Below are 25,458 nucleotides of genomic sequence, written 5' to 3' on the forward strand. Positions count from 1 at the left end.
GAGCAATCGTGATCCTGGCGGTATGGCTGACTCAAGCTCGATTTTGGCTCGAGGAGTTGGACGCCAACCTGCCCTAAGCGTTCGCCTGTCCTTCGGCGCGGCGTCCCGCGGTCCAGAACCCAATCACCACAACGGTCAGCGTCACCAGCTGAGCGACCAGCCCCTCCCACGTCGGGAAGATGCCGAGCACCTCGATCCTGGGCAGCGCCGGGAGCGGTCTCACATCGAGCCAACCCGCCTCCTGCAGCCCAGCAACGCCCTTGCCGGCGAGCACCACGGCGAGGGTGGCGATCAGCAGGGAGCTGTAGGAGAAGAACTGCGCGATCGGCAGGCGCTTGCTGTAGCTCAAGAGCGCCCAGGCGATCACGCCGAGGCAAGCCACCGCCAGCGCGGCGCCGGAAACCATCGCGACCTGTCCGCCTTGGCTCCAGAGTGCAGCGTAGAAGAGGATCGTCTCAAAGACCTCCCGGTAGACGACGATGAACGCTAACAGGAACAAGAACCACGCCGAGCGCTTCGAAAGCGCGGCCGAAAGCTTGTCTCGGATGTAGGCCTGCCAGGCGCCAGCCTGCGCCTTGCCATGCATCCAAACCCCAACCGAGATCAGCACCACGGCCGAGACCAGTGAGCCCACGCCTTCAGTAAGCTCGCGGCTGGCCCCGCTGATGGAGATCAGGTAAGTCGCCGCCGCCCAGGTCAGGCCCCCACCCGCCAGGGCCGACGCCCACCCCGCATGAACATACGGCAGCACGTCGTGGCGTTCGGCCTTCCGCAAGAACGCGATCATCGCGATGACGATGAGCAACGCTTCGACGCCTTCCCGCAGGAGGATCGTGAACGCGCCCAGGAAGGTCGAAGCTGCGCTGGTTTGATCGGGGGCAAGCGCCTTCGCCGCCTGGTCGAACAAAGTCTCCAAGGTACGGACCTGCGTCGCAACTTCGGTCGCTGGAGCGCCTCGGCTGATGCTCGCGCGCAGCTGACCCATGCCGGCCTCGACCTTCGCCATGAGGCCACCGTCGCGGGCGCGAAGCATCGGCTCGACCGGCTCGAACCCATCGAGATAGGCAGAGAGGGCGAGCTCTTCCGCGCGCTTTCGGTCGCCGGCCTGGTAGGCCGTCAGGCTCTCGGCGAGCTTGCGACGCGCCACATCCAGCCCGCCCGCCGACTTCGTTGCGATGACGTCCGGGTTCCGTCTTAGATAAGCGACGAGCTGACTGGCCTGCGGCTCGCCGACACGCGAGGCGAACGCGGCGGGTGTGGTCTGCACCAGCGCTTGCAGGTCCGCAACGTCGGCGCGCAGTTCCGGGCGATTGCGCCATAGCTCTCCGCCGGCGCGCGCGTCGCCCTGCGGATAGGCGAAGCTTCCGACATGGAACGCCAGGGCCCAGCGGTCGTCAGACGACAGATGGGCAAAGCTTGGCATGGCCGTACCGTCGAGCCCTTGACCAATCACCTGGTAGAGCCCGAACAGGCTACGTTCCTTGGCCCTGGCCACATCCGTGAACGCGACGGGCCGCGGGTTCAAATCCTTGGCGTTGGGGCCATCGCCACGGCCGCTGGCGCCGTGGCAAGCCGCACATTGCTCGGTGTAGAGCGCGGCGCCACGCGCAAGGTCCGGCGCCTGGCGGGGCGCGAGGGGCACGGGGTAGGCTTTGAGGAGGTCGCTCCCGAGGCTCCGGGCCTGCAGCGCCACGGTCTTGGGCTCGGCGCGCCGGTCCACGGCGGCGACAAGCGCGGTGGATTCGGCGAGGAGCTGGGACTTGGCTGGGCCGGCGGGCAGGGCGTCGATGCGGCTGCGCACGGATGCGGAGAATTCGCGCATCTCGGCGTACTCCGCATCACTGACGATGCGCCCGCCTGAGACCGCCCCAGGGTAGTCCACGGCAATGTAGTCGAGAAGCCGCCAGGCGACCGCGGCCGGGGAGGCGGCCTCCTGGGACATTGCGGTCACGGGGAGCTGGGCGACCACCAAGAGGGCGGCCGCAAGGAAAAGGCGGGCGAGCGCCGGCATCGAAACGTCCTGACTGCGACTGAGAATGGATCTCAGTAGCAGAATACATGCTCAAGCCACTAGAGGATCAAGGGCGCAACTTTCGCATCTCACGGGTTCGCAATGGCTTGATCCTCTAGCCGCTAGAGCAAGTAGGCTCATCGCTTAGAGGAGGATTTCGCATGCCGAACACGCCGGCCGTCGCCGAGACGCTGCGCTACCGCGTCACCGGAATGGATTGCTCGAGCTGCGCCGAGAAGATCCAGTTCGCGGTGACGAAACTTCCTGGCGTGGAGGCGGCGCGGGTCTCGATCGCCTCGTCGATGATGACGCTGAAGGTCGACAAGGCCGAACGGCGAACGCCCGTGATCGAGGCCACCGTAAATGAGCTGGGCTACCAGCTGGATCGGGAAGAGGCTGTTGCGAACGACGACGAGCGCGCGATCACGAAGGACCCCAGCCACGTCACGCCGTCGTACCGGCGCGCGCTCTGGGCCGTGGTCCTGATCAATGTCGGCTACGGCCTGGTGGAAATCGTCGCTGGCTTCGTCGCGCGGTCTCAAGCCCTGAAGGCCGACGCCTTGGACTTCGTGGGCGACGGGTTGATCAGCTTGCTGGGGCTGCTGGCGATTGGATGGTCCCTTGCGTGGCGGGCCAAGTCCGCCCTGATCCAGGGCTACTTCCTGGCCGCGCTCGGTCTTGGCGTACTCTTGAACACCGGCTACCGCGTCCTGGTCCTGAACCAACCTGAAGCCGAGCTCATGGGGGCCTTCGGCGTCGTGGCGCTGGTGGCCAACGTCACTGCTGCTCTGATCCTGATTCCACACCGGAAAGGCGACGCCAACGTCCGAGCCGTCTGGCTCTTCTCGCGCAATGACGCCCTCGGCAACTTGGCGGTCGTCGTGGCCGCGGGCCTGGTCTTCTGGACCAAGACGGCCTGGCCGGACCTCGTGGTGGCGGTGATCATTGGCGGGCTCTTCCTGCAGTCAGCCTGGTCGATCGTCCGCGACGCCCGCGCCGACCTGCGCGAGGCGCACGCGCTGAGCCCGGCGTAGCAGCTTATGAGACGGCCGCCGCCACCTCTGCTGCGCCGCCCGCCAGCCGCCGCGCCACCGCCCCAGGTTATGGCGGACCTGCAGCGCGCGGTCGCGCTTGTGAACGGCGGCCAGTGGGACCAGGCGCAGCTTCACGCCGAACGCGTGCTCGCCGTCAGGCCAGCCGATTCGTCGGCTCTGAATGTCCTCGGAACCGTGGCCATGAACACAGGCCGGGCCGAGGGCGCCGTGACATGGTTTGAACGCGCCGCCGCCGGCCAGCCTCGCAATCCGTTCATCCAGTTCAATCTGGGAGAGGCGCACAGGCGCCTTCAAGCCTATCCGAGAGCGGCGAAGTTCTTCCAGCGCGCGGCGGCGTTGAAACCGGACTTTGCAGAAGCTCACGCCGCTGCGGGCGATATCTTCCGGATCATGGGGCAGGGGGCTGACGCGGAGCGCAGCTACCAAGCTGCATTGCGCCAAGCTCCGGCCCAGCTCAGCGCCCTCAACGGGTACGGGCTCTTGCTGCTGCAGCGGGGAGATCTCGGCTCCGCAGCAACACACTTCCAGGTCGGCTGCGCAAATGCGCCCGTCGGCCATCCCATAAGGCCGACCCTTCTCACCAACCTCGGTGTCGCCTTGCTGCAGCTCGGGCAGGGGCTCCCGGCCCTTAACGCCCTCGCGCAGGCCGTGGAGACCGCACAAGAGGACGACGAGAGCTGGCGGCGACTAGCCAGCGCGCTACGCGATACCCGGGTCGCGCCCACCACCGCCGCATTCCGCGGAATCCTGCATCGCCTCTTCGACCGGGAGGACATAAACCCTCGGAATCTGGCGACCGCAGCCATAGCCGTCTTACGCCAGGACGAGGGCATTAACGCCCTCCTGGACGCGATCGGCGCCGCGCCGCGAGCGCTGGGGCGGACGCTCGATCAACGGGCGAACGCCGCCTCGCAGCTGGTCCAGGATCCTCTGTTCCGGACGCTCCTCGCCGCGGCGCCGATCCCGGACGCAGCGATCGAGCTTCTGCTCGTGCAACTTCGGGTCGACCTGTTGACGGCCGCCCACGACGAACCGGCGAGCCTGGAGGAGGAGCTTGACCTTGTCGTCGCGATCGCGCGGCAGGCGTTCCTCAACGAATACGTATTCTTCGCCAACGCTGAAGAGCAGGGCTCCGTGGATACCCTGATCGCCCAGCTGGATCACGACGAGTTTGAGGGCGGGGCGGGCGTGGCCGCCAGGATCGCCGTCGTGGCGGCGTACCGCCCGCTCACTTCCACCCCGCTCGCGGCGCGGCTCCGTAGTCTCAATCAGCCCGCCTTGGCCGACCTCTTGCGCGAACAGCTGATCGAGCCTGCGGAGGAGGGCCGTCTTCGGTCTAGCTTGCCGCTGCTGAAGCCCGCGGTCGACGCCACCTCCCTCGCCGTGCAGCAGCAGTACGAGCAAAACCCCTATCCGCGCTGGACGCGCTGCAGCCTGGGCGCGCCGCTGCCGTTCCGAGAGGCCGTTCAAAGTGCGTTGCCTGAGCTCTCCGCGCGAGAGATTCCCGAGGCTCACGCGCCCCGCGTGCTCATCGCGGGCTGCGGCACGGGGCTGGAAACACTGCGGGTGGCGGGCGCCTATCGTGACGCATCGATCGTGGCGATTGACCTGAGCGGCGCCAGCCTCGGCTACGCCATGCGCAAGAGCCGAGAATACGGCCTCGACGTCCAGCACCTGCAGGCGGACATTCTGGATCTCACTGCGCTGGACGAGCGGTTCGATCTGATCGACAGCTTTGGCGTCATCCACCATATGGCCGAGCCAGCGAGAGGTCTTAAGGTGCTCTCTGGGCTGCTGAAGCCGCAGGGCTTCCTCTTCCTCGGGCTCTACAGCGAGATCGGTCGGCGCGCTGTTGTCGAGGCGCGACGCCACATCGCCCAAAAACAGTACGCGGACACGACGGAGGGGATCCGCGCCCTTCGGCGCGAACTGATGCTCGCCGGCGCGCCCGCGCAGTTGCAAGACGTGGTGAGCCCGGCGTCGGATTTCTGGACGCTATCAGACTGCCGCGACCTCCTCTTCCACGTTGAGGAGCATCGATTCACGCTGCCTCAGATTGGCGACCTGTTGGACGCTGCCGGCTTGGAGTTCCTCGGCGTGCAGTTCGGCCATGCGGCGGATCGCACCCGATACCGTGCCGATAACCGGCAATCCGGCGCCATGCGCGATCTCCAACGACTTCATCGCCACGAGGTGCGGCATCCCGAGATCTTCGGCGACACCTACCGGCTATGGGCGCGTCTGAACAAGATGGTCGGATGACGCGAGACCTCCCACCCCCGCCGGTCGACCTGGCGAAGGAGCAGCGAGCGGTCCGCCGGCAAGCCGCCCTCGCGTTCATCTTCTGCGTCCCGACGCTTGCGCTGGCGAGCCTCGGCCTCCCGCGACTCTTCGAATTCCCGGCGTCCCCGGCCGAACGCATGGCCTTTGGCTTGCGGGCCAACCTGGTGCTCGGCCTCTGGGTCCTGCTGGCCGTGCGCAGGGTGGCGAACGTGCGGTTCGCGTCGGCCGCTGACAACGCCGGCTCCGCCTTCAGCCGGCCAAGCGCACGCCTGGCGGTTCCCGCCGCGTTCCTGCAGAACACCCTTGAGCAGGCCTTCGTGGCCGCCCTGGGCATGTTGGCGCTCGCCACGACCAGGGGTGAAGCCGCGCTGGCCTACATCGTTGGAGCCGTCGTCCTCGTCAGCGTCGGGCGGATTACGTTCCTTCGCGGCTATCCCCACGGCGCCGGCGGCCGCGCCTTTGGAATCGCCACCACAACGCTGCCCACCATAGGCGCCTACGGCTGGGCCATCGTCGACATCGGTGCGAATCTGCTGCGCTGATCCAGTTTGAAGTGTGGAGGCGACCTCGCCCGTGGGTCAGCGGTCCTCGATCGCGCGTCTCAATAATAGCGTTGCAGCACCAGCGTGCGCGCAGATCCGTCCGACAGCGACAGCACAGCCTTCCCGCCTGCCGGCCCGTAGCGCCACCGCGCCAACCCTCCCGTCCCGTAGTCCGGTCCGATCGGCACGCCGTTCACGGCGACGATGCTCTCGCCCTCGCGCCAACCGGCCAGGGCGGCCGGGCCGCCCAGAGCGACGTGGACCACCCGAAGGCGATCGGCTTCGAGGGCAAGCCCCAGGCCTGAAAGGTCGCGTTGAAAGGGCGCGGCCAACAGGCGTGGCGCCGGCCGCAGCCAGAGCGCTCCGCCCGCCACATCCAACGCGAACCCGTAGCGCTCGAGGACCGGCAGGCCCAGTTTGGCCGGCGCCAAGGTGGCGTCGGTCTTCGCCAGAACCTCGCAGGGGACGTCGTTCAGCTGGTCCTGCCCGAGGCGCAGCGTCGACACGGAGATGGTGCGGCTGATCGAGATGCCGTCGACGCCACCCGTGGCGGCAGACGAGACCCTGCGACCGTTCAACAGGCCCAGCGCCTCCGCCAGGGCTGGCGAGACGGTCAGCGGGTTGGAGCTGCCCAGATCGAGGGCGGCGTCGACCGGCGCCTTCCCTTCGAGCACGATCGGAATGAAGAGCTGCCCGCGCGCGCTCCGCGCGACCGCGAACCGTTCGGAGTCCTTGCCAGGCTGGAAGCCCGACCGCGGCCAGATCGCCAGGCGCCGGGCGGGGAAATCAATATCCAGCACATTTTCCTTCAGCGCATCGACGCCGAGGATGAGATGGGGGGCGCCGCTGTCCGCGCCGAAGATCGGCCTGAAGTCCATCACGAAGTAGCGGTCGGTGGCCAGCTTCACGCCGCCGATATCGAACGTGAGAGCGCCGCCCGCGCCGAGTGTGACCGAGCCAACATCACCGCGGACACTACGACTCTCCACAGGCTTCAGACCAAGGCGCTGAGCAAGGGCCGCGTCGACCATCGTCGCGGCCGAGCCGGTGTCGACCAGGACGCGCACGCGCTCGCCGAGCACCGTTCCCGTCACGATCACCGCGTCCGGATCGGCGAGCAGCGGCGTCCAAGGATCGTCGGATTTCGGGGCGGCCGGTACGCTCATCGCTCTGCCTCCTAAGGCTGCCCCGCCCCACAGCAGGGCCAGCGCGCCTACGCCGTGCAGCATGCGACGACGAGAACTTCTTCGGCTGCGCATGGATGGTGCTCCCGGTCGTCGGCTCCTGGCGCCCGTTAGCATGGCCCTAACCGGCTTGTGGCCCTTGAGAATGATCGTAGGACTTTAGCCGAGCCGGTGAATTCGCGATCGCGCTGAGTCGCGTGGGCCCGGGATGAGGGGCGACCATGACGTGGACATATTCAGGTTGTGCTGCGGCGCTGGGACTCGGCTTGGCCTTGTCGGCTCCGATCACTGCCCAGGCCGCCGCGGCCGAAGACTACATCAATCCCGATCGGCCGGGCATCGCCGATGGCAGCAATGTCGTGGGACCTGGTCACGTTCAGATCGAGACCGGCGTGCAGAAAGAGTTTCGGCGCACCGGCGGGGTGTCGGACCGCACCCTTCTCCTGCCGACCTTGGTTCGCCTGGGGCTGAGTAAGGACTGGGAACTGCGGGTCGAGACCACAGGCGCCTACATCTGGGACCGGGTGAGCGATCCCACCTCCGGCGTGATGAAGAGTGAAGGCGTCGACCCCATCTCCCTCGGCGTGAAGTATCACTTCCAGGACACTGCTGGCCCGTCGCAGCCCTCGCTAGGCGTGATCCTGCGGATCTTCGCGCCGTCCGGTTCCGGCCCGTTCAAGACCAGCCACACCACCGCCGACCTGCGCCTGGCTGCGGACTGGGACATCGCGCCGAAGTGGTCCCTGAACCCGAACATCGGCGTGGCGGTCTACGAGAGCGCCGGCCGCACCTATGAGGCCGGGCTCTTCGCCACGACCCTCAACTACAACCCGAGCCCGATCCTGAACTTCTTCGTCGATACCGGCGTGCAGTCGCCGGAGACCAAAGGTGGACGCACGTCGGTGATCTACGACGCCGGCGTCGCCTACATCATCGGGCACGACATCCAGCTGGACGCCAGCGTTGGCACGGGCGCGACCGGCTCGACGCCGCCGCATCCCGTCGTCGCGGCAGGGATCAGCAAGCGGTTCTGAGCGCGCATCTGCACAACGTGCAGCCTCATTGTCCACCCGCGGGACTTAGTCGTCGCGCCCACGAGGGCTTGGCCGAGCACCTTGGTCCCAGGTAGCATAAAGCGCGCTGAACGCCGTGGCGGGCCGTTCGGGCAGTCGCCGTTTCACATGACAAGAGGGTCAGCCGAGCTGAGTACGCCGAGACGCGCAAGTTTCTCCGCCTCCTTGAATGACCGGATCGCCCGCGACAGCGTCTGGGCCACAAGTGGTGTCGGAGGGAAGACAACGAAGCTCGGCCTGGCCCCGGCATCGAAGCCCGCCGCACGCTTATCCACGTCGCCGTGGCCGGTCGGCACGAGCGCCCTTCACCAACCGCCGCAAGGCGCCATCATCCAGCCCGCCGCGGACGAGCCGCGGGCCCACGAGGTAGGCCGGCGTCCCCTCGAGGCCCAGCGCAAAGGCCTGAAGCGCGTGGCGGTCGAGCTGCGCCTCGATCTGCGCGGCGTCACGGGCCCGATCCGCCTGAAGGCGCGACCAGTCGACGCCGGCCGACGCGCCGGCGTCACGGATCCGATCCGCCGACAACGCGCCCCGGCTCGCCATCAGGGCGCCATGGACCTCGGCATAGCGTCCCTGCCGCGCGGCGGCCAAGGCGACCTGTGCGGCGGCCCGGGAGGCCTCTCCGAGGATCGGCCAATCCTTGTAGATGACGGCGACCTGCGGATCTTGCGCCACCAGCTGGCCGAGGGCGGCGTCCGTGCGACGACAGATCGGACACTGATAGTCGGTGAAGATCACGACGGTTACGCTCGCCATCGGCGGTCCGATCCGAGGTGAGCCGGGGTCGTCGACCACTTGGCGAAAGAAGGGCGTGTCGCCGAGCCGTTGCGGCGGCGCCCCGCGCCCCCGCAGCCACGCCGACACACCCCATCCCAGCAGGCCGGCAGCGCCGAGGCCCAGCCACGCGCGCCGATCCAACTGTCGAGGTCCGCTTCTCGGGAGCCCTCCGGGCCGGGTGACCCGCGGCTCGCCGGAGCTCATAGCACCAGCCTGTCCCAGCTCGCATAATGTTCGCCACTGCGGCGGCCGCGCGGCAGGCTGAGCGCAACGAGCGCGAGCCCCAGCGCGATGCTGGCGATGCGGCCCACCGGCGTGTCGCCGCTCAATAGGAAGGGCGCGGCGACGAGCCAAAGGCCCAGCGCTGCGTTCACCAGCCGGAGCGCGCGCGCGACCTCCGAGGTGGCGATGATCGCGACGGTGATCACGAGCGCGCCGATGACATGGTCGCTGTTGGCCATCTCGCCGGAGGCTCCGAACACGACCCGCGTCAGCATCAGGAGGCCGCCGACAGCGACGCTGACCACTAACGTCCAGGGCAGGGTCATCCCCCGCACCGAATCCTTCCAGAAGGCGCTGGGGCTGGCCAGCGCGTCGGCGTCGTCCACCTTGCCCGCGTCCACGGGGCCACCCTGGAAGAAGGTGCGGATCACCGGCTTTCCGGTGCAATGCACCCACCAGAGGTACTGTCCCATTGCGATCACCTCATCCAGCGCGAACGGGATCATGACCAGCATCGCCAGGGCCGCCAGCAGGCAGAGCGTACACCAGGTGCCGATGACGATCGGCTGGATGATGATGAAATAGATGCTGACCACACCCAGCGGGATGACCAGGATGCCGAAGAAGGTCACCATCCACGGCATCGTGCGCCAGCGGTCGCGCCCGCCCATGACCGCCATCAGGATCTCGAGCGTGTAGCTGATCGCGCCCAGGCCCGCATCGGGGACCGGCCACGCCTTCGAGACGGAGGAGGAGATGATCTCCTCTGTGCCGTTCTTCAGGTTGGCAGGATCGCCGCCGAAGAACGGCTCGAACACCGCGTCGATGTGCCCGAGCTGATAGGCGGTGAGCACGCGGGAGATCAGCAGGCCGATCAGGCCCAGCAAGGCGATCGGCACGCGCTGCGCCCAGGTCGAGGGACAGTAGGTCCAGCCTGGGGGAATGTTCTTCGGGTCCATCATCCCGGCCATGCTCATCCCCGGCATCATCGGGATGAGCACCGAGAACGCGATCACGAGCACGCCCACGAGAGTGTCGTTGAGGTATTGCGCGGCGCTGGGCGTCCAGAACAGCATCGGTGCGAAGAGCAGCCAGAGGCCCACGAAGGTATTGGCCCATTGGGCGAACCAGGCCGTTCGCCTGGAGAGCGAAAGCGTCCCGAACCCGGCGATCGCCAGGCCGCTGAGGAGATCGCTCAGGAGGAGCGCGGTGGCCCGCGCATCGAGGCTGGCCAGCCCGCGGTCTTCGGTCACCGCCCGAACCAGCGGGCTCGCCGCGGCCGCGCCCAGCCCGTCGTAGATGAACGGGCTGGCGGCGAGCCAGAGGCCCAGGCCGATATTGGCGAAGTGCGCCCAGCGGACGCGGCGGGCGTCGGCCTCCATCATCGCCATGTGGTCGTGTCCGCCCCCGCCGTGTGTGGCGTGCTGTCCACCTGGCGCGGCGCCTGCCGCTGCCGACGGGTCCGGATGATGCGCCATCTGGTCGCCCGTTCTGGGCGGTTCGGCGGGCACGGCGGCGTCCTGGCCGGGCGCGTGCGACGCGTCATGCGGCCGATTCCAGGCCACGACCGCAGAATCCAGGCCATTGGTCTCGTACCATCCCTGGGGATCGCGCTTCAGCGCGTCCACGATCTTCGGTAGGGTGGCCCTGAGACTGTGCCGCGGCGTCCAATCGAGCAGGGTTTGGGCGCGGGTTATATCGAGCACATAGTGGTCGTTCGACTGGTCGACCATCCAGGGCTTGACGAACTTCTGGTCGCCGAGCGCCTCGGTCTGCAACCAGGCGCCCAGTTTGGCGACGGGCTTGGGGATGCGCACCGTGTCCCAGTCTTCGCCGTGCAGCGTCCGGCCGATGATGTCCTGCACCTCGCCATAGCCGATCGCCTCCGGCTCCCCGAGCAACAGAGGGAGCTCGGGCGGCAGTTGGGCGCGGCGCGCGACGAGCTTGGCGATCGCGTCGACCAGATCCTCGAGATGCATAAAGGACTGCCCGGCGCAGAGCATGCCCGGGTAGACGTGCGCGGTCAGCCGATGCTCGTAGATGCGCGCCACGTGCTCAGCGACGAAGGGGGAGTGGGCCAGGTCGTCGTAGACGCCGGCGATGCGCAGCAGCACGAGGGGAATGTCGCCATGCTCCTCGCGCAGCAGGGCTTCACTCCTGACCTTCGACTCCGGATAGGCCCAGCCCGCCGCGATGGGCGAGTCCTCGTTGATGGTCTTGTCCGGCCGGTCGGTCGGCTGATGCACCAGCATGGTGCTCGCCAGGATGAACTGGCCGACCTCGAATCCACGGAGGCCCTCGATCAGACGTCGCGCGCCCTGAACCGTGATCTTGTCGTAGAGCGGATTGGGCTTGCCGGAGACATCGAAGTAGGCGGCCAGATGGACGACAGAGGCGATCCGGCCGCCGAAACGGGCGCGGACCGCCTCCAGGGCCTTGGCGACCCCCTCGTCGGTTCCGAGGTCGAAATCGACCGCGTCAGCCTCAGCGGGGGGGTCCGGCGGACCGGCGCGGTCCAGCGCCACCACCTGGTAGTCCTGCGCCAGGCGTTTGATCACCGCGCTGCCGATGAAGCCGCTGCCGCCGGTCACCAGCACGAACTCGCGTTCCGCCATCGTGCGTTCCCTTCGCCTCAGTCGTCTGGACTCGCTCTATGGGGATACGCGCGGACCCGCGGCCACCCAGCAGAACCAAGTCGGTTTTCCGCCGCCGCGCCCGGCGCGACGGCTAACGGTTGCGGGCATGCCAGAAGGCGTCGATCATGGCTCCGATACCCAGCAAGGCCATGACCGTGGCGTCGCCGAAGAGATGCTGCCGGGACAGACCAAAGACTGGCCCGCCGCGCATCTCGCTGACCCACGCTGTGACGAGGGCCAGAAAAGCCAAGCCGAGGAAGATCCTCCCGATCACCACCATGACTGTCATGCTGCGAGCCTCCTCTGTGATCGACGTCTCAGGGGCGTCGGAGCCTAACGCTCAATCTCGCCCTCAAGAAGGGTGGACGGGGCGAAGTGACCGGCGCTGGAAAACACCGCATAATGCCTCGGCGTGACCATGGCCGACGCGACGAGCGTGGAGCCCGTGGTCACGCCCATCGCCAGCGCCAGCATGATCGAGGCGACCCGTACCGGTAGGAGCTCCGCCAGAACGCGGGCCTCCTCTCGCAGGGCCACGATTCTGCGGAGGACTTCGGCTTCCATGCTATCGAATCGCGCATCGGCTGGCGTCGCCGCCAGGTCTGCCATCAGCCGGTCCAGGCATTCGCTCATCTGCGCACCTTTCACCCCGTCCTTGGGGATACGCGTCAGGCGAACTCCAGCCCTTAGATCGGCGATCGTATGAGCTGATGTTTGGTTAGAAGAGACGGCGGCCCTGTTGCGAACCGCGTCCGCGGGCCTTGCGCTGCAAGCGCGCAAAGAACGCCGCGACGAGATAGACCGCCAATCCGATCATCGAATAGAGCAGGATGTCGCGCAGCATGGTCAGGATCACCGCGTCGCCGCGGCGTGCTCGCTGCCGTGGGCGGCGCTCCCCGTCGCCGCGGCGGCATCGTGTGATGCGTCCGCATCCTCGGCGCCCACCGCCTTGGAGACGCCGACGCCATGCCGATAGACCATCTCACCGCCGAGCCAGCCAGTGATGGCGAGCAATCCGACGCAGATGGCCGACAGGACGACCCCGAATGGGGCCACGGCGGCTTCCGGTTCGCGCCGGCGTAGGATGAGGTTCATCGCGGCCAGCGCCACAAGGCCAAGGTTCATCAGGCCATGGATCCAGGCCAGGCGCCAGCGCCGCGCATGTTCGATCGTGAGCAGGTCGATCGCACCGGGAACGGCGGCGAGCAGCCCCATCGCGACGCCTGCGGCGAGCAGCCAAACGGAGCTTTGCGCCCAGAACGCTCCGCTCGTTGCGAGGTAGACCACGTCCGTAACGAAGGCGCCGATGAAGAGCGTGATCGGAAATCCGACGAGCATGGGGTGGAGCGGGTGGCCCCCTAGCGCCGCCGTGCTGCCGGTCCCCGATGTGTGGGTGTGATGGTCCATGGTGGCCTGTCCTGGAGAACACCCGCCGGTTCGCAGGCGTCCCGCGAAACCTTCCGGCGGGGTAGTGATTTCTGGCGTTTTGAGGGACTAGACCCGGCTGGGGCGTATGCGTCTTAGAGCAGGCCGCAGCGTCTGGAGCGTACCCATGCCCGAACCCCTTGCCTTGCTGATCCAGATCGGGCGTGGTCCTGCGGCCGGTGAGCAGGATCGCGCCTGGCGCGCGCCAAGACGCTTCGCCGTCACCGCCTCGGCTGCACTGCTGTCGCTCGGCCTCAGTGGGTGCATTAGCGCCGCGGAGATGGCGGCTCGACACCGGCAGGCGTGCGTCACCTACGGCTTCTCGCCGGGCACCGAAGCCTATGCCAACTGTCTCCTGCAACTCGACGTCGGGGAGTACGGCTACGGCCATCATGGCCGGCCGCGGCTGGCGCCGCATCCTTACACCGCGCCGCCACCCATATCCTAGCAATTGCGACAATGCGGTCCTCGTCGCGGCTCAGCTACCAAACTGATCTGCGGAACCCTGACCGCGCAGCGCTCGACGCCATGAGGGCCCCAGCCTAAGTCGCGCGTATCCAGATTAGAGCCCCCGATCGGCTCTGGTGGCTGAGCTGGCCCGATCCCCGCCAGCGACCCATCTCGGTCGCGCCCCGTCTTTCCCGGCGTTTCCGCCACGCGGGCCGCTCGTTCGAAGGGGCGACCTGTGGTGACGACAGGAGGCGCGCCATGACACGTTGTTTGAAGATGATCCTGTTTTGTTCGGCCCTGGCGCTCCCCGCCGTAGCCTCTGCGCACGACCGGATGCCGCGAGACCGGCGGGGAGATGGGTGGAACATGGCTATAGCACCTACCCGCGAGGCGACTATCTGCCCGCTTACCGCGGCTACGCCGGTTACTCGGGCTACTCTGCGCCGTATTGGACGCCGGGCCCTCGGGTCTACGTCTACCCACATGGGACGCGCGTCTGGTACGGGCCAAGCGCTGCGCCGAATTACGGCCACGGCCCGGTCGGACCCCCCGGCTACGCGTATGGTGGCCATCACCGCCCCCACCACGTCGACCGCCACCATGGCTGGTAGGGCCCGAGAACATCCGGACCCGGGTTCAGCCTGCGTCCGGGGCGAGGACAACCTATTGATCCGGCTTTAGATCGGAGGCGGACTCGGCGGCGCCTTCGGTCCAGTCATATTCGGCGCTGAGAAATCCGTTCTCGACGGCCGTGGCGCGAACGGCGATCCCGGTGCAAAGGAGGCGCTCTGCGCCAGGCAGGGCTTCGATCGCCTCACGGGTCGCTAAGCGATTGGCGGAAGTGGGCGCGCCGCCCGCAGGGTAGGTGAAGTGGTAGACCGTGACCATTGACATTGCGCCTCCTTAGCGAGCGGCTCTCGGCCGCGCTGCTTCAGTCATGGACGGCGCGCACAGGCGGCAGGCTATTGTGGATCGCGGTCGCGGCGATCGCCGCTTCGCCGACGGCGACGCTGATCTGGTCGAGACCCCGCACCACGTCGCCAGCCGCATAGACGCCCGGCAAGAAGGTGCGCTGGTGCTCATCGACGAGGATACACCCGGACCCGTCAGTGACCACCCCGATGGTCTCGGCGAGACTGGATTGTGGCTCGACGCCCAGGGCGCCGTAGACCACTTCGAAGGGCTCGAGCTCCGATCCGTCGATCCGCAAGGCGTGCAACCGATTGTCCTGGACCTTAAGGCCATCCGGCTGCACCACGATCAACGGGACGCCCGCGCGGTCCAGCGCCTCGTGGCTGACCCGCGAGACCTTATGGTTGGAGCCCAGCGTCAGCAGGCTGACGCTGGGGCTGTAAGCCCGGAGGAACAACGCCTCGCGTGCGGCGTGATCGTCCATGCCGATGACGGCGATCCTGTCCAGCATGGCTTCGAACCCGTCGCAGATGGGGCAAAACCGAAGCAGCCCCTCACGGATCGCCTGCTCGGGCTCGGAGATCGGCGGTCGTCGGTCAATCACCCCGGTGGCGAAGAGAACGGTGCGGCCGAGCACCGCCCGGTCCGCGAGGGTCGCGCGCCAAAGGGTGTCGTCGACGCTATCTAACCGCATCACCTGACCTACCCAATCCACGGGCCCAAACTGCGCCAGCTGTTCGCGCAGTTGGGCGAGCAAGTCCTGCCCGCGGACACCCCCCGCAAAACCGGGGAAATTGTGACTGCGTGGGATTAAGCCCGCGCGGCTCTGTCCGCCGTCGGCCACCAGCACCGTTCGGCGAAACCGCCGCAGATAGAGCGCCGCAGCGAGGCCGGCCGGACCCGCGCCGAGGATCAGACAATCGAAGATGTCGTCCGCTGAAGGCTTCGGATCGACCCCATCGTTAGGGCGGGGGCTCTCGTGTGTCTGCGGCTCAGTGGCCATCGCCAGTGTGCCCGTCTGACTCCTTGGAGGGCATCGCCATGCCAGGCATCCCGCCTTCCTTCATCATCTCGTCGTGGCCCGCGGGAGCGCTCTTGATGGCGGCTTGGTACTGTGCGGGCGACATCTTGGGCAGCTGGCGGACAAAGGCCACCATGTCCCAGATCAGCTCGTCGCTGTGGGTTCGTCCCCACGCCGGCATCGCGGTCATCTTGATCCCGTGCTTGATCGCCCAGAATTGTTCGCCTGCGGAGAGGTCTGCGTGCCGCCAGAGCTCAGGGGCTTGCGGATAGAGCCCTTGGCTCATCTCGGTTTTTTCGAGGCCGGGCGCCAGATGGCAGCCGCTGCACATCTCGGTGTAGAGCCCCGCGCCGCTGGCGATCCGCTTCGGGTCGTTCAGGTTCGCCGGGGCCTTGACGCCCGCCGCCCTGACGCTGATGGACCGGTCGCGCAGGGTTTCCAGCACCTTGTAGACCGGTCGCGTGTGAGGGGCGTCGGCGCCGATGTTGTAGAGCCCCAGCCCGATCGTCACGCCGACCGCCGCTGCCGCGAGCAGCCCAGCCGCGCCAAGCACGACGACGATTCCGAGGTGCGTCCTCGGATGCCTCAGATCCCAGCCCATCACCTGCATACTCTTGCCTCCCTTAGAGATTCGCTGAGATTGAGGGGCTCCCAGTGGGGGGCGCCTGTCTCGAACATGAATTTGGTTTAATGTCGTCAGGTCCGCCGCCGGGCGGCGCTACATGGCCGCGATCCGCTGCGCGATATTCTCCATGAAGCCTTTCATGAGGGCGGCCATCATCGGCAGGAAGATCAGGAGCGCGATGAAGATCGCCACGATCTTGGGCGCGTAAACGAGCGTCTGCTCCTGGATTTGCGTCAGGGCCTGCAAAAGTCCGATCACGACGCCGACAACCAGGCCGACGGTCAATACCGGCGCCGAGACTAGAACCGTCAGCCAGATGGCGTCGCGCGCCACGTCGAGGACCTCGGCGCCGTCCATCAGCGCCGCGGTGCGGGTGGGGACCCGTGGAAATCCCGATGTGACTCGGAGATCCAGATCCGGCCATCTGCTTTGGGTGTGCTCGTTCCGACGACTTCATAGGCGGTCAGTCCGACAATAACGGCGGCGACGAGGAGCGCCGCCATCCAAAAGAGTGGGCCGCGCCGACGGCCGCTCGCGCGATCGGGTCTTGTCTTCTCGCGGACCACAGGATTCCCCTGCCAGCACTGCTAATGGGTTTACGCGCCGGGTCCCGTCCAACCCTCAGCGCGCGCCAGATCGCCTAAATCCGATGTCACGTCCGCTTGCGGTCCACGACATCCGGGTGGGCGACAACGCTCCTGTTCGCCGACCTTCTGTCGGCCAGTCCAAGGAGCATCCCATGCAACGCCTTCTTGCCGCCGCCGCCGCGACGGCCGTCCTCACGATCGCCTCGGCCGCCTCGGCGCAGCCCTACGGCCATCCCGGCGCGTCTTATGCGCATCGGCCAGCCCCTGGCGCGCGAACCCTTACGGCGCCGCGAGAACGTACCAGGACGACCGTGCCTACTACGGCGGCGCCCGCTATGACTACGGCGCCCGTCACAGCTACGGTTCTGCGGTCGGCTCCACCCGTCCATACGGCGCCTATGGGTATGCGCCCAATCGCACCTATGGCGGCTGGGGCGCGCGCTTCACCCTTCCGTTCCGATCACACGGCCGGTCTCACCGGTGACCTCCTTCGCCGCGCGGGCGGGGCGCAGGTCCCGGTCCGGGCTCAGCGGCAAGCGTAACTCCGCCCTGAGCCCGGGCTGATTGTCCGCCAGCACGAGCTGGCCACGATGGACCCGCGCGACGGTCGCCACGAGGGATAGGCCAAGACCGCTGCCGGGCGTGGAGCGGCTCTCGTCCAGCCGACTGAAGCGCTGCACCGCCCGTTCCCGCGCGTCCGGTGCAATCCCCGGCCCTCGGTCGCCAATGGTGAGGCTGCTGGCCGCACCGTCGATTCCCGTGGCGACGACGATCTGCCCACCTGGGTTCCCATGCTTGATGGCGTTGTCGATCAGGTTGGCGGTCGCGTGGAGGAGCAGGCTCGAAACCCCGCGCGCCGGCGCCGGCGAGAGTCGAAGGAGGAGATGCTGCCCCGCGTCTTCCGCCAGCGGCGCGTAGAGGTCGTAGGCCTCCTGGGCGACCGCGGCGAGGTCGAGCGCCACGAAGCTATCGGCCGTGGTGGCGTCAGCCCTGGCCAGCACCAGCAGCCCATTCACCAGCGCCAAGAGGGCGTCGAGGTCGCGCGCCGTCTCCGCCAGGATGTCTTGTTGCGGAGCCTCGTGCCCGCGTAGCGCCGCCAATTCTAGCCGCGCCTTGATCCGTGTCAGCGGCGTCTTCAGGTCGTGCGCCAGGCCATCGGTGGCGGCGCGGAGCGACCGGACCATGCGCTCGATCTCGTCGAGGCAGGCGTTGAACACCTCGGCCAGGCGATCGAATTCGTCGTCGCGGGGTGAGACCTTGAGCCGCTCATCCAAGTGACCGCTTAGGAATCGATCGCCCGTGTCGGCCGCCGCCCGCACTACGCGCACGCCGCGCCGGCTGACGAGCCAGCCGAGGCTCAGCCCGAGCACGGCGGTGGCCAGCACCGACAGGGCGAGGGACACCCAATAGCGACGCCCGAGCGCGATGCGGCTGTCCGCCAAGTGCCCGACCAAGAGCCGCGTGTCCGGCCCGAGGGTGCGGACCTCGGCCTCGATTCGTCTCGATTGGACCTGACCGCTTCGCCGCACCTGCACGGTCGTGATGGCCAGGTGCTCGGCCGCCAACCCGCCTGGCCAGACTAAGACATTGCCGGCCAGACGCCGCCCGGCGCCGTCGGAGACCATGTAGACCACGTCGCGCCGCTGCGTCCGGGTCTGCTCATCGATGTAGCTGGCCAGGCCGCCCAGGCCGCCGTCACGATAGCGGAGGACGAGCGCGTCCGCCTCGCCTTCGAGCAGGTGCTCGAGTTCGATCTTCAGCACGCGGACGGTCTGAAAATGTTGGACGCTCAACGCCACCACGGTCGTGATCACCGCGATCAAGGTGATCCAGAGCGCCCCCCGGAACGCTGCGGCCTGGGGTCGGCGCCGGGGCGGACTAACGCGCGTCAAGCTGGTAACCGGCGCCGCGGACCGTGTGCAGCAGCGGCGGCTCGTCCCCGTGCTCCAGCTTGCCGCGGAGCCGGCTCACGTGGACGTCTATGACATTGGTTCCGGGATCGAAGCTGTAATCCCACGCAGCTTCGAGAAGCATGGTGCGTGTTACGACCTGGCCAGCATGGCGCATGAAGTATTCGAGGAGTTGGAACTCCTTGTTGAGCAGCTCGATGCGTCGGGCGCCCCGCTTGGCCGAGCGCCCTAAGAGGTCGAGCTCCAGATCGCCCACCTGAAGGGTCGTGGTGGCCGTGGCCGCGCCGGAACCCCGCCGGACGATGGCGGCGATCCGCGCCATCAGTTCCCCGAACGAAAACGGCTTTGTCAGATAGTCGTCGCTGCCCGCGTCCAGGCCCTTGATCCGATCGTCGACCTGCCCGAGCGCGCTGAGGATCAGCACCGGTGTGGCCTGGCCCTGCGACCGCAGCGCTTGCAGCACGGAGAGACCATCCAGCTGCGGCAGGTTCCGATCGAGGATGATCGCGTCGTAGGGGTTCGTGAGCGCGGCCGTCAGCCCGTCGAGCCCGGTCTCGGCGTGGTCACAGGCGTGGCCGAGCTCGGCCAAGCCCTGCTGGACATAGCTGGCCGTCGCGCGGTCATCCTCGATCAAGAGAAGCTTCATGGGCAGAGTCTGAAGGGTCCTCGGCATTCGATCCAGGGGGATGTCAGTCTCGGCGATCGCCGCCAGCTGCCGGCGGGATCGACCGGCAGCTGGCGGGCTTGGCCGGCGCCTCGAGCGCGTCCACGGGGGGCAGGTGGACCGCTCGGCGTCACCGCGCCGCCACCGACCAAGATACGGCCGGGAACTTTCAGGCGAGTGGGGCCGGTGTGAACTCGATTTCATGTTCGCGGTCGGGGCTTCGGAGCCGCCATGATGAAACGGAATTCATCCTGCTCCCATGCGCACGACACCTGGCGGGTCCATCTGGTCTGCTCGCTTGGCGCAGAGGAGCGCCCCCCATGATCAAGATCATCTGTGCAACTGTGATGGCGACAGCCGGACTGGCCGCGCCGGCCATCGGCGTCGCACAACCCGTCGGTCCCGCCCCGCCGCCGTTCGTCTATTACGTCGTGCCGTGCGGCAGTCCGGGCGCGATCGCGGCGACGCCGGCCTTGCCGCCATCGGCCGACCCGGCCCTGCCGGCGGAGGCCGTCTGCGTCGTGCCGGTCGCCACCGATGCGGCTCCGCCGCCCCGCCCGCGCTATTCCTCCTATGCTTACGATCCTTGGGGCCCGAACTACTATTCAAGGCCGTTCTACGGCTCCTTCGGCCTCAGCTTCTTCAGTGGCGGCCACCGCGGCGGCGGCCACTTTAACGGAGGCCACTCAAGCTTCGGCCACGGTGGCGGTGGCCATTTCGGCGGTGGGCACGGCGGGGGCGGGCGCAGCCATTGAATCCGAGTCCTTGAGCTCGCCGCCGCGCGGCCGAGCGCGATCGCTTCACGAAAGGGCGTCGCAAGGCATCTGTGAGGGTGTAGTTTCGGGGCGTAAGGCGCGCCTGGACGGGAGGGAGCCAAAGATGGAGACCTGGACCTATTCGGTCGTGCCGGTTCCGGGTGGCTGGGCGGTCGAACAACCTGCAGGCCTACCGCTCATGTTCCTCTCCGGGGGGCGCGCGGAAGCCAAGGCCAAGCAACTCGCCCAACAGGCGGCCGCCCAGGCTGGTTGCGCCGAGGTCCTCGTCTTCGATCGCGACAAAAGGCTCCTGGCCCGCCGGCGATACGCCCAGCATTTCGCTCCTCAGGTCTCCGAAGCGCCGCCACGAGCGGGATGAGGGCGAGGCGCGATCTCCCGCGTAGGCCCTTTAGGACCCGAGCGTCTAGGCGGGGTGACGGAGTCTTATGGGTCGCGAGGTCGTCCTGGTCGTGGAAGACGACCCCGCATGCCGGGACCTGATCTCTGAGATCCTGGCGGACGTCGGCTATGACTGCTTGCAGGCCGACGGCGGCCGTGCGGCCATCGCGCTGATGGCGAGACGGCCCGACGTGCTGCTGACCGACCTGCTAATGTCGGACAAGGACGGCGTCGAAGTGATTATGGAAGTCCGGCGGCGTTGGCCCTCGACCCGGATCGTGGCGATGAGCGGCGGATTCGGGATCTTCGAAGCCAGCCAGCTTCTCCGCACGGCCAATTTCGCGGGGAGGGTTTCGCGGCGTGCGCCGGGGGCCCGGAGGAGCCGTGGAGCGGTCGATGAGAGTCGGAGACGCCATGCGGCAAGCAGGAACACTCACCATATAGACCGTCCGCGGCGTCAGGAATCTCGTCGTTCCACTCCCTGGCGGCCCATACTTAGTCGGGCGTGACCTGGTAATACCTGCCAGCTTCAGGGCGTCACCTCCCCAATTTGGCCCGTCGAGGCTTCTGGATGTCAGCGAGTCGCAGTGAAGCCCTCATGGCCGCGAGGAAGCGTCTTCGGACGTTCGGCAGCGCGCCAGACCCGAAGAAACAGGCGCGCGAGTTGTATTCCGAACTCGTCCGGGCCGACGGGTGGACCCCGCGTGAGCGCGACGCCATCGACACTTGGCGCGACGCTCATGAGCCACTGACGAACCGGCGAGTTTGGCGGAAGCTAGGCGCCGATCGAACGCGGGGCTCCACGATAGACCGGCCGGGGCATCGACCTCACCTCGCGGCATGCGTCTTTACGACAGGGCGACCAGCGCCCGGAGCGTAATCTCGTCGGCGGGACTGCGTCCGTACCTGACCGGGCTGTCGCCTCGGCGGCGGCCTCTTACGCAAGGACTCACCATGCTCCATCTGACCAGCCTCGGCGGCGCCGGCACCGTCACGGGCTCCAAACACCTGCTCGAGTACGACGGCCGCTCGATCCTGGTCGATTGCGGGCTCTTCCAGGGTCAGAAGGCGCTACGCGAGCAGAATTGGGCGCCGTTCCCGGTCGCTCCTGACGGCTTGGACGCCGTCGTCCTCACCCACGCCCACCTCGATCATTCCGGCTACCTGCCGAGGCTCGTCAAGGAGGGCTTCCGCAAGCGCATCGTCAGCACCCATGCGACGCTGGAACTCAGCGACATCATCCTGCGCGACAGCGGCCACATCCAGGAGAGCGACGCCGAAAATGCGAACCGCCATGGCTATTCAAGGCACAAGCCAGCGCTTCCGCTCTACGGCGTGCGAGACGCCGAGCGGGCCATGGAGTTTTTCTCGCCCGCCGAGGTCCACAAACCCGTCGAGCTGCCCGGCGGAGCGCGCCTGACGCTACGTCGCGCCGGTCACATCCTGGGCGCCGCGACCGCGGAGATCGCTTGGGCCGGCCAGAAGGTGGTCTTCTCCGGCGATCTGGGGCGCTACGATGATGCCATGATGCGCGATCCGGAGGTGGTGCCCGAGGCCGACTTCCTGATCGTCGAGTCGACCTACGGGAACCGGCGCCACGAGCGGACCGATCCGACCGATGCCCTGGGCCGCGTGATCGAACGCACCGTTCAACGCGGGGGCACCGTCGTCATCCCGGCCTTCGCGGTCGGACGCGCGCAGTCGCTGCTCTATCACATCTGGAAGCTGAAGCAGGCCGGCCGCATTGGGCTGGTGCCCGTCTACCTCGACAGTCCGATGGCCATCGACGTCAGCGAACTGCTCTGCAGCCACCTGGACGACCACCGGCTCACGCCGGAGGTCTGTCGCGCCGCCTGTGCGGTGGCGACCTATACCCGCGACGTGGAAGCCTCCAAGGAGATCACGCGCAACACCATGCCGAAGGTGATCATCTCCGCGAGCGGCATGGCGACCGGCGGGCGTGTGCTTCACCACATGAAGGCCTACGGCCCGGATCGACGCAACACGATCCTATTCTCCGGCTTCCAGGCGGCGGGCACCCGTGGGGCGGCCCTGCTCGGCGGCGCCAAGGAGGTGAAGATCCACGGCCAGTGGATCCGGATCGCCGCCGAGATTGAGAACCTCCCGATGCTCTCGGCCCACGCCGACGCCGAAGAGATCCTGCGCTGGCTGGGCGGCTTCAAGCAGCCTCCCAAGCGCACCTTCATCGTCCACGGGGAGCCCAACGCGTCTGAGACGCTGCGCACCCGGATCGAGGGTGAGCTCGGCTGGTCGTGCACCGTGTCGGCGCCGATGGAGAAGTACGAGCTGTGAGCCCATCTCTGGAGCCTGCGGACGCGATCCCCCAGGCGCCGCCACTCAAGGTACGGCGGCTGGGATTGGTCACCCAGCATGAGGCGATCGTCGTGATGCGCACCGACTGCCACGTCTGTCGGGCCGAAGGGCTGACGGCCCGCGCGCAGGTGACGCTCTCGGCGAACGGGCGGGAGGCCTACGCCACGCTCTACCAGGTCGACGCCGATTGGCTGGGCCACGATGAGGCGGGTCTCTCGGAATCCCTCTGGAGCCTTCTTGGCGTGGAGGAGGGCGCCGCGGTCACGGTCCGGCACGCCCCCGCTCTGGAGTCGCTCTCCAGCATCCGCCGGCGGATCTATGGCCAACGCCTCTCGGCCGAGGCGTTCCAAGAGATTGTGACCGACGTGGTGGCGGGCCGCTACACCGACATTCACCTGGCGGCGTTCCTGACCGCCTCGTCCGCCCTGCCGCTGGATCATGACGAGACGGTCGCCCTGACGCGCGCCATGGTCGACGCCGGAGAACGCCTGACCTGGCCGGGCGGGATCGTCGTCGACAAGCATTCGGTCGGGGGCCTGCCGGGCAATCGCACGACGCCGATCGTGGTGGCGATCGTCACGGCTTTCGGACTGACGATGCCCAAGACCTCGTCGCGGGCGATCACCTCGCCAGCCGGGACCGCGGACACCATGGAAACCCTGGCTCCGGTCGATCTGGACTTGCCGGCGATCCGAAGGGTGGTCGAGCGGGAAGGGGGCTGCATCGTCTGGGGCGGCGCCGTCAAGCTCAGCCCGGCCGATGACGTCTTCATCCGCGTGGAGCGGGTGCTGGACGTGGACACCGAGGGCCAGCTGGTCGCTTCGGTGCTCTCCAAGAAGATCGCGGCGGGCTCAACGCACGTGGTGCTCGATATCCCCGTGGGTCCCACCGCGAAGGTGCGCAGCGAGGCGGCCGGCCTTAGGCTGGCCGAGACGCTTGGTCGCGTGGCCAAGGCGTTCGGCCTCACCACCCAGAGCTTGATTTCCGACGGCAGCCAACCTGTCGGGCGCGGCATCGGGCCGGCTCTCGAAGCCCTGGATGTCCTGGCGGTCTTGCAAGGCGCCGCGGACGCCCCCCGCGACCTGCGCGCGCACGCCTGTGTTCTGGCCGGCGCCGCCCTGGAGTTCGGTGGCCTGGCGAAGCCCGGCGAGGGCGCGGCGCTCGCGGCCCAAGCGCTCGACGACGGCCGGGCGTGGACGAAATTCCAGGCCATCTGCGAGGCCCAGGGCGGACTGCGCACCCCGCCATCCGCCGCGCAGACGCAACCGCTCGGCGCCCAGCGCGGCGGGCGCGTGGTGCATATCAACAATCGCAAAGTCGCCCGGTTGGCCAAGCTGGCCGGCGCACCGGAGGCCAAGGCCGCTGGCGTGGCCATGACGGTGCGGCTCGGCGACGAGGTGGCGGCGGGGCAGCCCCTGATGATCGTGCACGCCCAGTCTCCGGGCGAACTCGCCTACGCCCTCGACTACGCCGCCCGCAACGCGGACCTGGTCGAGATCGAACCATGACGCGCCAGCTGCTGCTCGTCATGCCCGGCAACGAGGCCTTTGGGGGGCGCCTGGCCACGGCGCTTGAGATCGAAACCACGCCGCTGGAGACACGCCGCTTCCCGGACGGTGAGAGTTACCTGCGGTTCACCGGCGACATTGCTGGCGCCGAGCTGGTCGTGGTTTGCACGCTGGCGGCGCCCGATCCCCAGTTCCTGCGCCTGGTGTTCGCCGCGCGCACCGCGCGCGAACTTGGCGCAGCCAAACTCACCCTGGTCGCGCCCTATCTCGCCTATATGCGCCAGGACAAGCCGTTCCATCCCGGCGAGGCGGTGACCTCCACGCACTTCGCGAGCCTGCTCTCCCGCGAGTTCGACCGCATCGTCACGGTGGATCCCCACCTGCACCGGCGCAAGACCCTGTCAGAGATCTACAGTATTCCCGCCGAGGTGGTGCATGCCGCCCCGGCTCTCGCCGCCTGGATCAAGGCGAACGTCGCACTCCCGTTGGTCATCGGTCCGGACGTCGAGAGCGAGCAGTGGGTCTCGGAGGTCGCCGAGGGCGCGGGCGCGCCGGCAGTGGTGCTTCGCAAGGAGCGCTTCGGAGATCGCGACGTCCGAATCTCCCTGCCGGACCTCCAAGCCTGGCATGGCCGCACGCCCGTGCTTGTCGACGATATTGTCTCGTCGGGCCGAACCATGATCGAAGCGACACAGGGCTTGATCGCCGCGGGCCTCGTTGCGCCGGTCTGCGTCGGCGTCCACGCCCTCTTCGCCCAGGACGCCTATCAGCGCCTCGCCGAGACGGCGCAGCGGGTTGTGTCCACCGATGCGGTTCCCCACCCGAGCAACGAGATCTACCTCGCGGATCTGCTGAGCACGGCGTTGCGCGTCTGAACCCGACCGCCGATCTCACGCGGACCTGGGAGCCCGTTCGCCTTGCTATCGGCCTGGGGCTGCGCCCCCTCCGCTTAGCCCAGCTCTCCCAACTCCGGGGCGTGGGAGGCTGAAGAGCGTCCCAGTGCGTAAGGCTCAGCAGTGTGCGGCGTCGATATCGGAAGGGTGCGCTTGCACAGACTGCGGGTGTTCGGCCCGCACGTCACACTT

Annotated in this window: 25 protein-coding genes; 11 read left to right on the forward strand and 14 right to left on the reverse strand. The window is 67.7% G+C overall.

All coding sequences use genetic code 11. The features are described from left to right. Positions 1-73 precede the first annotated feature (73 nt). The gene (locus tag GGQ61_RS17985; protein ID WP_183775872.1) at positions 74-2,011 is read right to left on the reverse strand and encodes a cytochrome c/FTR1 family iron permease; all 1,938 of its coding nucleotides are present in this window, start codon (positions 2,009-2,011) and stop codon (positions 74-76) included. Between the two features lie 161 nt (positions 2,012-2,172). Here GGQ61_RS17985 and GGQ61_RS17990 point away from each other — a divergent pair, with 161 nt between their 5' ends. The 3 genes from GGQ61_RS17990 (at position 2,173) to GGQ61_RS18000 (ending at position 5,891) form a co-directional block, all read left to right on the forward strand. Next, positions 2,173-3,045 carry a cation efflux transmembrane domain-containing protein gene (locus GGQ61_RS17990; RefSeq protein ID WP_183775873.1) on the forward strand — a complete coding sequence of 291 codons (873 nt, stop codon included), beginning with the start codon at positions 2,173-2,175 and terminating at the stop codon, positions 3,043-3,045. 69 nt (positions 3,046-3,114) lie between these two features. Then, the gene (locus GGQ61_RS17995; protein ID WP_246371058.1) at positions 3,115-5,328 is read left to right on the forward strand and encodes a class I SAM-dependent methyltransferase; all 2,214 of its coding nucleotides are present in this window, start codon (positions 3,115-3,117) and stop codon (positions 5,326-5,328) included. Next, positions 5,325-5,891: an MAPEG family protein gene (locus GGQ61_RS18000; RefSeq protein ID WP_183775875.1), complete on the forward strand. Its 567-nt coding sequence runs from the start codon at positions 5,325-5,327 to the stop codon at positions 5,889-5,891. The genes GGQ61_RS17995 and GGQ61_RS18000 overlap by 4 nt, the downstream gene beginning before the upstream one ends. A 59-nt stretch (positions 5,892-5,950) precedes the next feature. Here the strand turns inward: GGQ61_RS18000 and GGQ61_RS18005 are convergent, their stop codons facing one another. Continuing rightward, positions 5,951-7,057 (reverse strand): aspartyl protease family protein, encoded by a 1,107-nt coding sequence (locus tag GGQ61_RS18005; RefSeq protein ID WP_183775876.1) that lies wholly within the window; start codon positions 7,055-7,057, stop codon positions 5,951-5,953. 239 nt (positions 7,058-7,296) lie between these two features. Here GGQ61_RS18005 and GGQ61_RS18010 point away from each other — a divergent pair, with 239 nt between their 5' ends. Next, complete coding sequence (locus tag GGQ61_RS18010) at positions 7,297-8,109, forward strand: transporter (RefSeq protein WP_183775878.1); 813 nt, start codon at positions 7,297-7,299, stop codon at positions 8,107-8,109. 306 nt (positions 8,110-8,415) lie between these two features. On the opposite strand, the gene GGQ61_RS18015 is transcribed toward GGQ61_RS18010, so the two are convergent. From GGQ61_RS18015 to GGQ61_RS18040, 6 genes are all read right to left on the reverse strand, one after another. Further along, positions 8,416-9,066: a DsbA family protein gene (locus GGQ61_RS18015; protein WP_183775880.1), complete on the reverse strand. Its 651-nt coding sequence runs from the start codon at positions 9,064-9,066 to the stop codon at positions 8,416-8,418. Between the two features lie 59 nt (positions 9,067-9,125). Then, a complete protein-coding gene (locus GGQ61_RS18020; RefSeq protein WP_183775882.1) occupies positions 9,126-11,762 on the reverse strand; it encodes a vitamin K epoxide reductase family protein in 2,637 nt (878 codons plus the stop codon). A gap of 112 nt (positions 11,763-11,874) precedes the next feature. After that, on the reverse strand, positions 11,875-12,072 hold the full coding sequence (locus GGQ61_RS18025) for a hypothetical protein (RefSeq protein WP_183775884.1): 198 nt from the start codon (positions 12,070-12,072) through the stop codon (positions 11,875-11,877). Positions 12,073-12,116: 44 nt separating this feature from the next. Beyond that, entirely contained in the window at positions 12,117-12,416 is a 300-nt protein-coding gene (locus GGQ61_RS18030) for a hypothetical protein (protein WP_183775886.1), read from the reverse strand. An 85-nt stretch (positions 12,417-12,501) separates the two neighbouring features. Continuing rightward, the gene (locus GGQ61_RS18035) at positions 12,502-12,639 is read right to left on the reverse strand and encodes a hypothetical protein (protein WP_183775888.1); all 138 of its coding nucleotides are present in this window, start codon (positions 12,637-12,639) and stop codon (positions 12,502-12,504) included. After that, positions 12,636-13,190, reverse strand: coding sequence for a DUF2231 domain-containing protein (locus GGQ61_RS18040; protein ID WP_183775890.1), 555 nt, complete (start codon positions 13,188-13,190; stop codon positions 12,636-12,638). Before GGQ61_RS18040 ends, GGQ61_RS18035 begins: the two co-directional genes overlap by 4 nt. A gap of 145 nt (positions 13,191-13,335) precedes the next feature. Between GGQ61_RS18040 and GGQ61_RS18045 the strand changes: the two genes are divergently transcribed. After that, on the forward strand, positions 13,336-13,656 hold the full coding sequence (locus GGQ61_RS18045) for a hypothetical protein (RefSeq protein WP_183775892.1): 321 nt from the start codon (positions 13,336-13,338) through the stop codon (positions 13,654-13,656). Between the two features lie 665 nt (positions 13,657-14,321). Here GGQ61_RS18045 and GGQ61_RS18050 read toward each other — a convergent pair. From GGQ61_RS18050 to GGQ61_RS18075, 6 genes are all read right to left on the reverse strand, one after another. Further along, complete coding sequence (locus GGQ61_RS18050) at positions 14,322-14,546, reverse strand: hypothetical protein (protein WP_183775894.1); 225 nt, start codon at positions 14,544-14,546, stop codon at positions 14,322-14,324. A 43-nt stretch (positions 14,547-14,589) separates the two neighbouring features. Further along, positions 14,590-15,573: an NAD(P)/FAD-dependent oxidoreductase gene (locus tag GGQ61_RS18055; protein ID WP_183775896.1), complete on the reverse strand. Its 984-nt coding sequence runs from the start codon at positions 15,571-15,573 to the stop codon at positions 14,590-14,592. Beyond that, positions 15,563-16,201, reverse strand: a complete 639-nt coding sequence (locus GGQ61_RS18060) for a c-type cytochrome (protein ID WP_246371063.1) — start codon at positions 16,199-16,201, stop codon at positions 15,563-15,565. Before GGQ61_RS18060 ends, GGQ61_RS18055 begins: the two co-directional genes overlap by 11 nt. Before the next feature lie 108 nt (positions 16,202-16,309). Next, positions 16,310-16,576 (reverse strand): flagellar biosynthesis protein FliQ, encoded by a 267-nt coding sequence (fliQ, locus tag GGQ61_RS18065; protein ID WP_183776084.1) that lies wholly within the window; start codon positions 16,574-16,576, stop codon positions 16,310-16,312. A gap of 670 nt (positions 16,577-17,246) precedes the next feature. Continuing rightward, a complete protein-coding gene (locus GGQ61_RS18070; protein ID WP_343056206.1) occupies positions 17,247-18,617 on the reverse strand; it encodes a sensor histidine kinase in 1,371 nt (456 codons plus the stop codon). Positions 18,618-18,681: 64 nt separating this feature from the next. Beyond that, positions 18,682-19,359: a winged helix-turn-helix domain-containing protein gene (locus GGQ61_RS18075; protein ID WP_183775900.1), complete on the reverse strand. Its 678-nt coding sequence runs from the start codon at positions 19,357-19,359 to the stop codon at positions 18,682-18,684. A gap of 338 nt (positions 19,360-19,697) precedes the next feature. Here GGQ61_RS18075 and GGQ61_RS18080 point away from each other — a divergent pair, with 338 nt between their 5' ends. From GGQ61_RS18080 to GGQ61_RS18105, 6 genes are all read left to right on the forward strand, one after another. Beyond that, positions 19,698-20,132, forward strand: coding sequence for a hypothetical protein (locus GGQ61_RS18080; RefSeq protein ID WP_183775901.1), 435 nt, complete (start codon positions 19,698-19,700; stop codon positions 20,130-20,132). 124 nt (positions 20,133-20,256) lie between these two features. Then, on the forward strand, positions 20,257-20,511 hold the full coding sequence (locus GGQ61_RS18085) for a hypothetical protein (RefSeq protein ID WP_183775902.1): 255 nt from the start codon (positions 20,257-20,259) through the stop codon (positions 20,509-20,511). A gap of 67 nt (positions 20,512-20,578) precedes the next feature. After that, a complete protein-coding gene (locus GGQ61_RS18090; protein ID WP_183775903.1) occupies positions 20,579-21,040 on the forward strand; it encodes a response regulator in 462 nt (153 codons plus the stop codon). 445 nt (positions 21,041-21,485) lie between these two features. Then, on the forward strand, positions 21,486-22,844 hold the full coding sequence (locus GGQ61_RS18095) for an MBL fold metallo-hydrolase RNA specificity domain-containing protein (protein WP_183775904.1): 1,359 nt from the start codon (positions 21,486-21,488) through the stop codon (positions 22,842-22,844). Continuing rightward, complete coding sequence (locus GGQ61_RS18100; protein WP_343056188.1) at positions 22,841-24,373, forward strand: thymidine phosphorylase family protein; 1,533 nt, start codon at positions 22,841-22,843, stop codon at positions 24,371-24,373. The genes GGQ61_RS18095 and GGQ61_RS18100 overlap by 4 nt, the downstream gene beginning before the upstream one ends. Beyond that, complete coding sequence (locus GGQ61_RS18105) at positions 24,370-25,248, forward strand: ribose-phosphate pyrophosphokinase (protein WP_183775905.1); 879 nt, start codon at positions 24,370-24,372, stop codon at positions 25,246-25,248. The genes GGQ61_RS18100 and GGQ61_RS18105 overlap by 4 nt, the downstream gene beginning before the upstream one ends. Positions 25,249-25,458: the final 210 nt, after the last annotated feature.

The organism is Phenylobacterium haematophilum, assembly GCF_014196295.1.
GTDB classification, from domain to species: Bacteria; Pseudomonadota; Alphaproteobacteria; order Caulobacterales; family Caulobacteraceae; genus Phenylobacterium; species Phenylobacterium haematophilum.

Excerpts from the sequence above, each read along its gene's own strand:
- GGQ61_RS17985 (WP_183775872.1), bottom strand. The coding sequence starts at position 2,011 with ATGCCGGCGCTCGCCCGCCTTTTCCTTGCGGCCGCCCTCTTGGTGGTC.
- GGQ61_RS17990 (WP_183775873.1), top strand. The coding sequence starts at position 2,173 with ATGCCGAACACGCCGGCCGTCGCCGAGACGCTGCGCTACCGCGTCACC.
- GGQ61_RS17995 (WP_246371058.1), top strand. The coding sequence starts at position 3,115 with ATGGCGGACCTGCAGCGCGCGGTCGCGCTTGTGAACGGCGGCCAGTGG.
- GGQ61_RS18000 (WP_183775875.1), top strand. The coding sequence starts at position 5,325 with ATGACGCGAGACCTCCCACCCCCGCCGGTCGACCTGGCGAAGGAGCAG.
- GGQ61_RS18005 (WP_183775876.1), bottom strand. The coding sequence starts at position 7,057 with ATGAGCGTACCGGCCGCCCCGAAATCCGACGATCCTTGGACGCCGCTG.
- GGQ61_RS18010 (WP_183775878.1), top strand. The coding sequence starts at position 7,297 with ATGACGTGGACATATTCAGGTTGTGCTGCGGCGCTGGGACTCGGCTTG.
- GGQ61_RS18020 (WP_183775882.1), bottom strand. The coding sequence starts at position 11,762 with ATGGCGGAACGCGAGTTCGTGCTGGTGACCGGCGGCAGCGGCTTCATC.
- GGQ61_RS18025 (WP_183775884.1), bottom strand. The coding sequence starts at position 12,072 with ATGACAGTCATGGTGGTGATCGGGAGGATCTTCCTCGGCTTGGCTTTT.
- GGQ61_RS18030 (WP_183775886.1), bottom strand. The coding sequence starts at position 12,416 with ATGAGCGAATGCCTGGACCGGCTGATGGCAGACCTGGCGGCGACGCCA.
- GGQ61_RS18040 (WP_183775890.1), bottom strand. The coding sequence starts at position 13,190 with ATGGACCATCACACCCACACATCGGGGACCGGCAGCACGGCGGCGCTA.
- GGQ61_RS18045 (WP_183775892.1), top strand. The coding sequence starts at position 13,336 with ATGCCCGAACCCCTTGCCTTGCTGATCCAGATCGGGCGTGGTCCTGCG.
- GGQ61_RS18050 (WP_183775894.1), bottom strand. The coding sequence starts at position 14,546 with ATGGTCACGGTCTACCACTTCACCTACCCTGCGGGCGGCGCGCCCACT.
- GGQ61_RS18055 (WP_183775896.1), bottom strand. The coding sequence starts at position 15,573 with ATGGCCACTGAGCCGCAGACACACGAGAGCCCCCGCCCTAACGATGGG.
- GGQ61_RS18060 (WP_246371063.1), bottom strand. The coding sequence starts at position 16,201 with ATGCAGGTGATGGGCTGGGATCTGAGGCATCCGAGGACGCACCTCGGA.
- GGQ61_RS18075 (WP_183775900.1), bottom strand. The coding sequence starts at position 19,359 with ATGAAGCTTCTCTTGATCGAGGATGACCGCGCGACGGCCAGCTATGTC.
- GGQ61_RS18080 (WP_183775901.1), top strand. The coding sequence starts at position 19,698 with ATGATCAAGATCATCTGTGCAACTGTGATGGCGACAGCCGGACTGGCC.
- GGQ61_RS18085 (WP_183775902.1), top strand. The coding sequence starts at position 20,257 with ATGGAGACCTGGACCTATTCGGTCGTGCCGGTTCCGGGTGGCTGGGCG.
- GGQ61_RS18090 (WP_183775903.1), top strand. The coding sequence starts at position 20,579 with ATGGGTCGCGAGGTCGTCCTGGTCGTGGAAGACGACCCCGCATGCCGG.
- GGQ61_RS18095 (WP_183775904.1), top strand. The coding sequence starts at position 21,486 with ATGCTCCATCTGACCAGCCTCGGCGGCGCCGGCACCGTCACGGGCTCC.
- GGQ61_RS18105 (WP_183775905.1), top strand. The coding sequence starts at position 24,370 with ATGACGCGCCAGCTGCTGCTCGTCATGCCCGGCAACGAGGCCTTTGGG.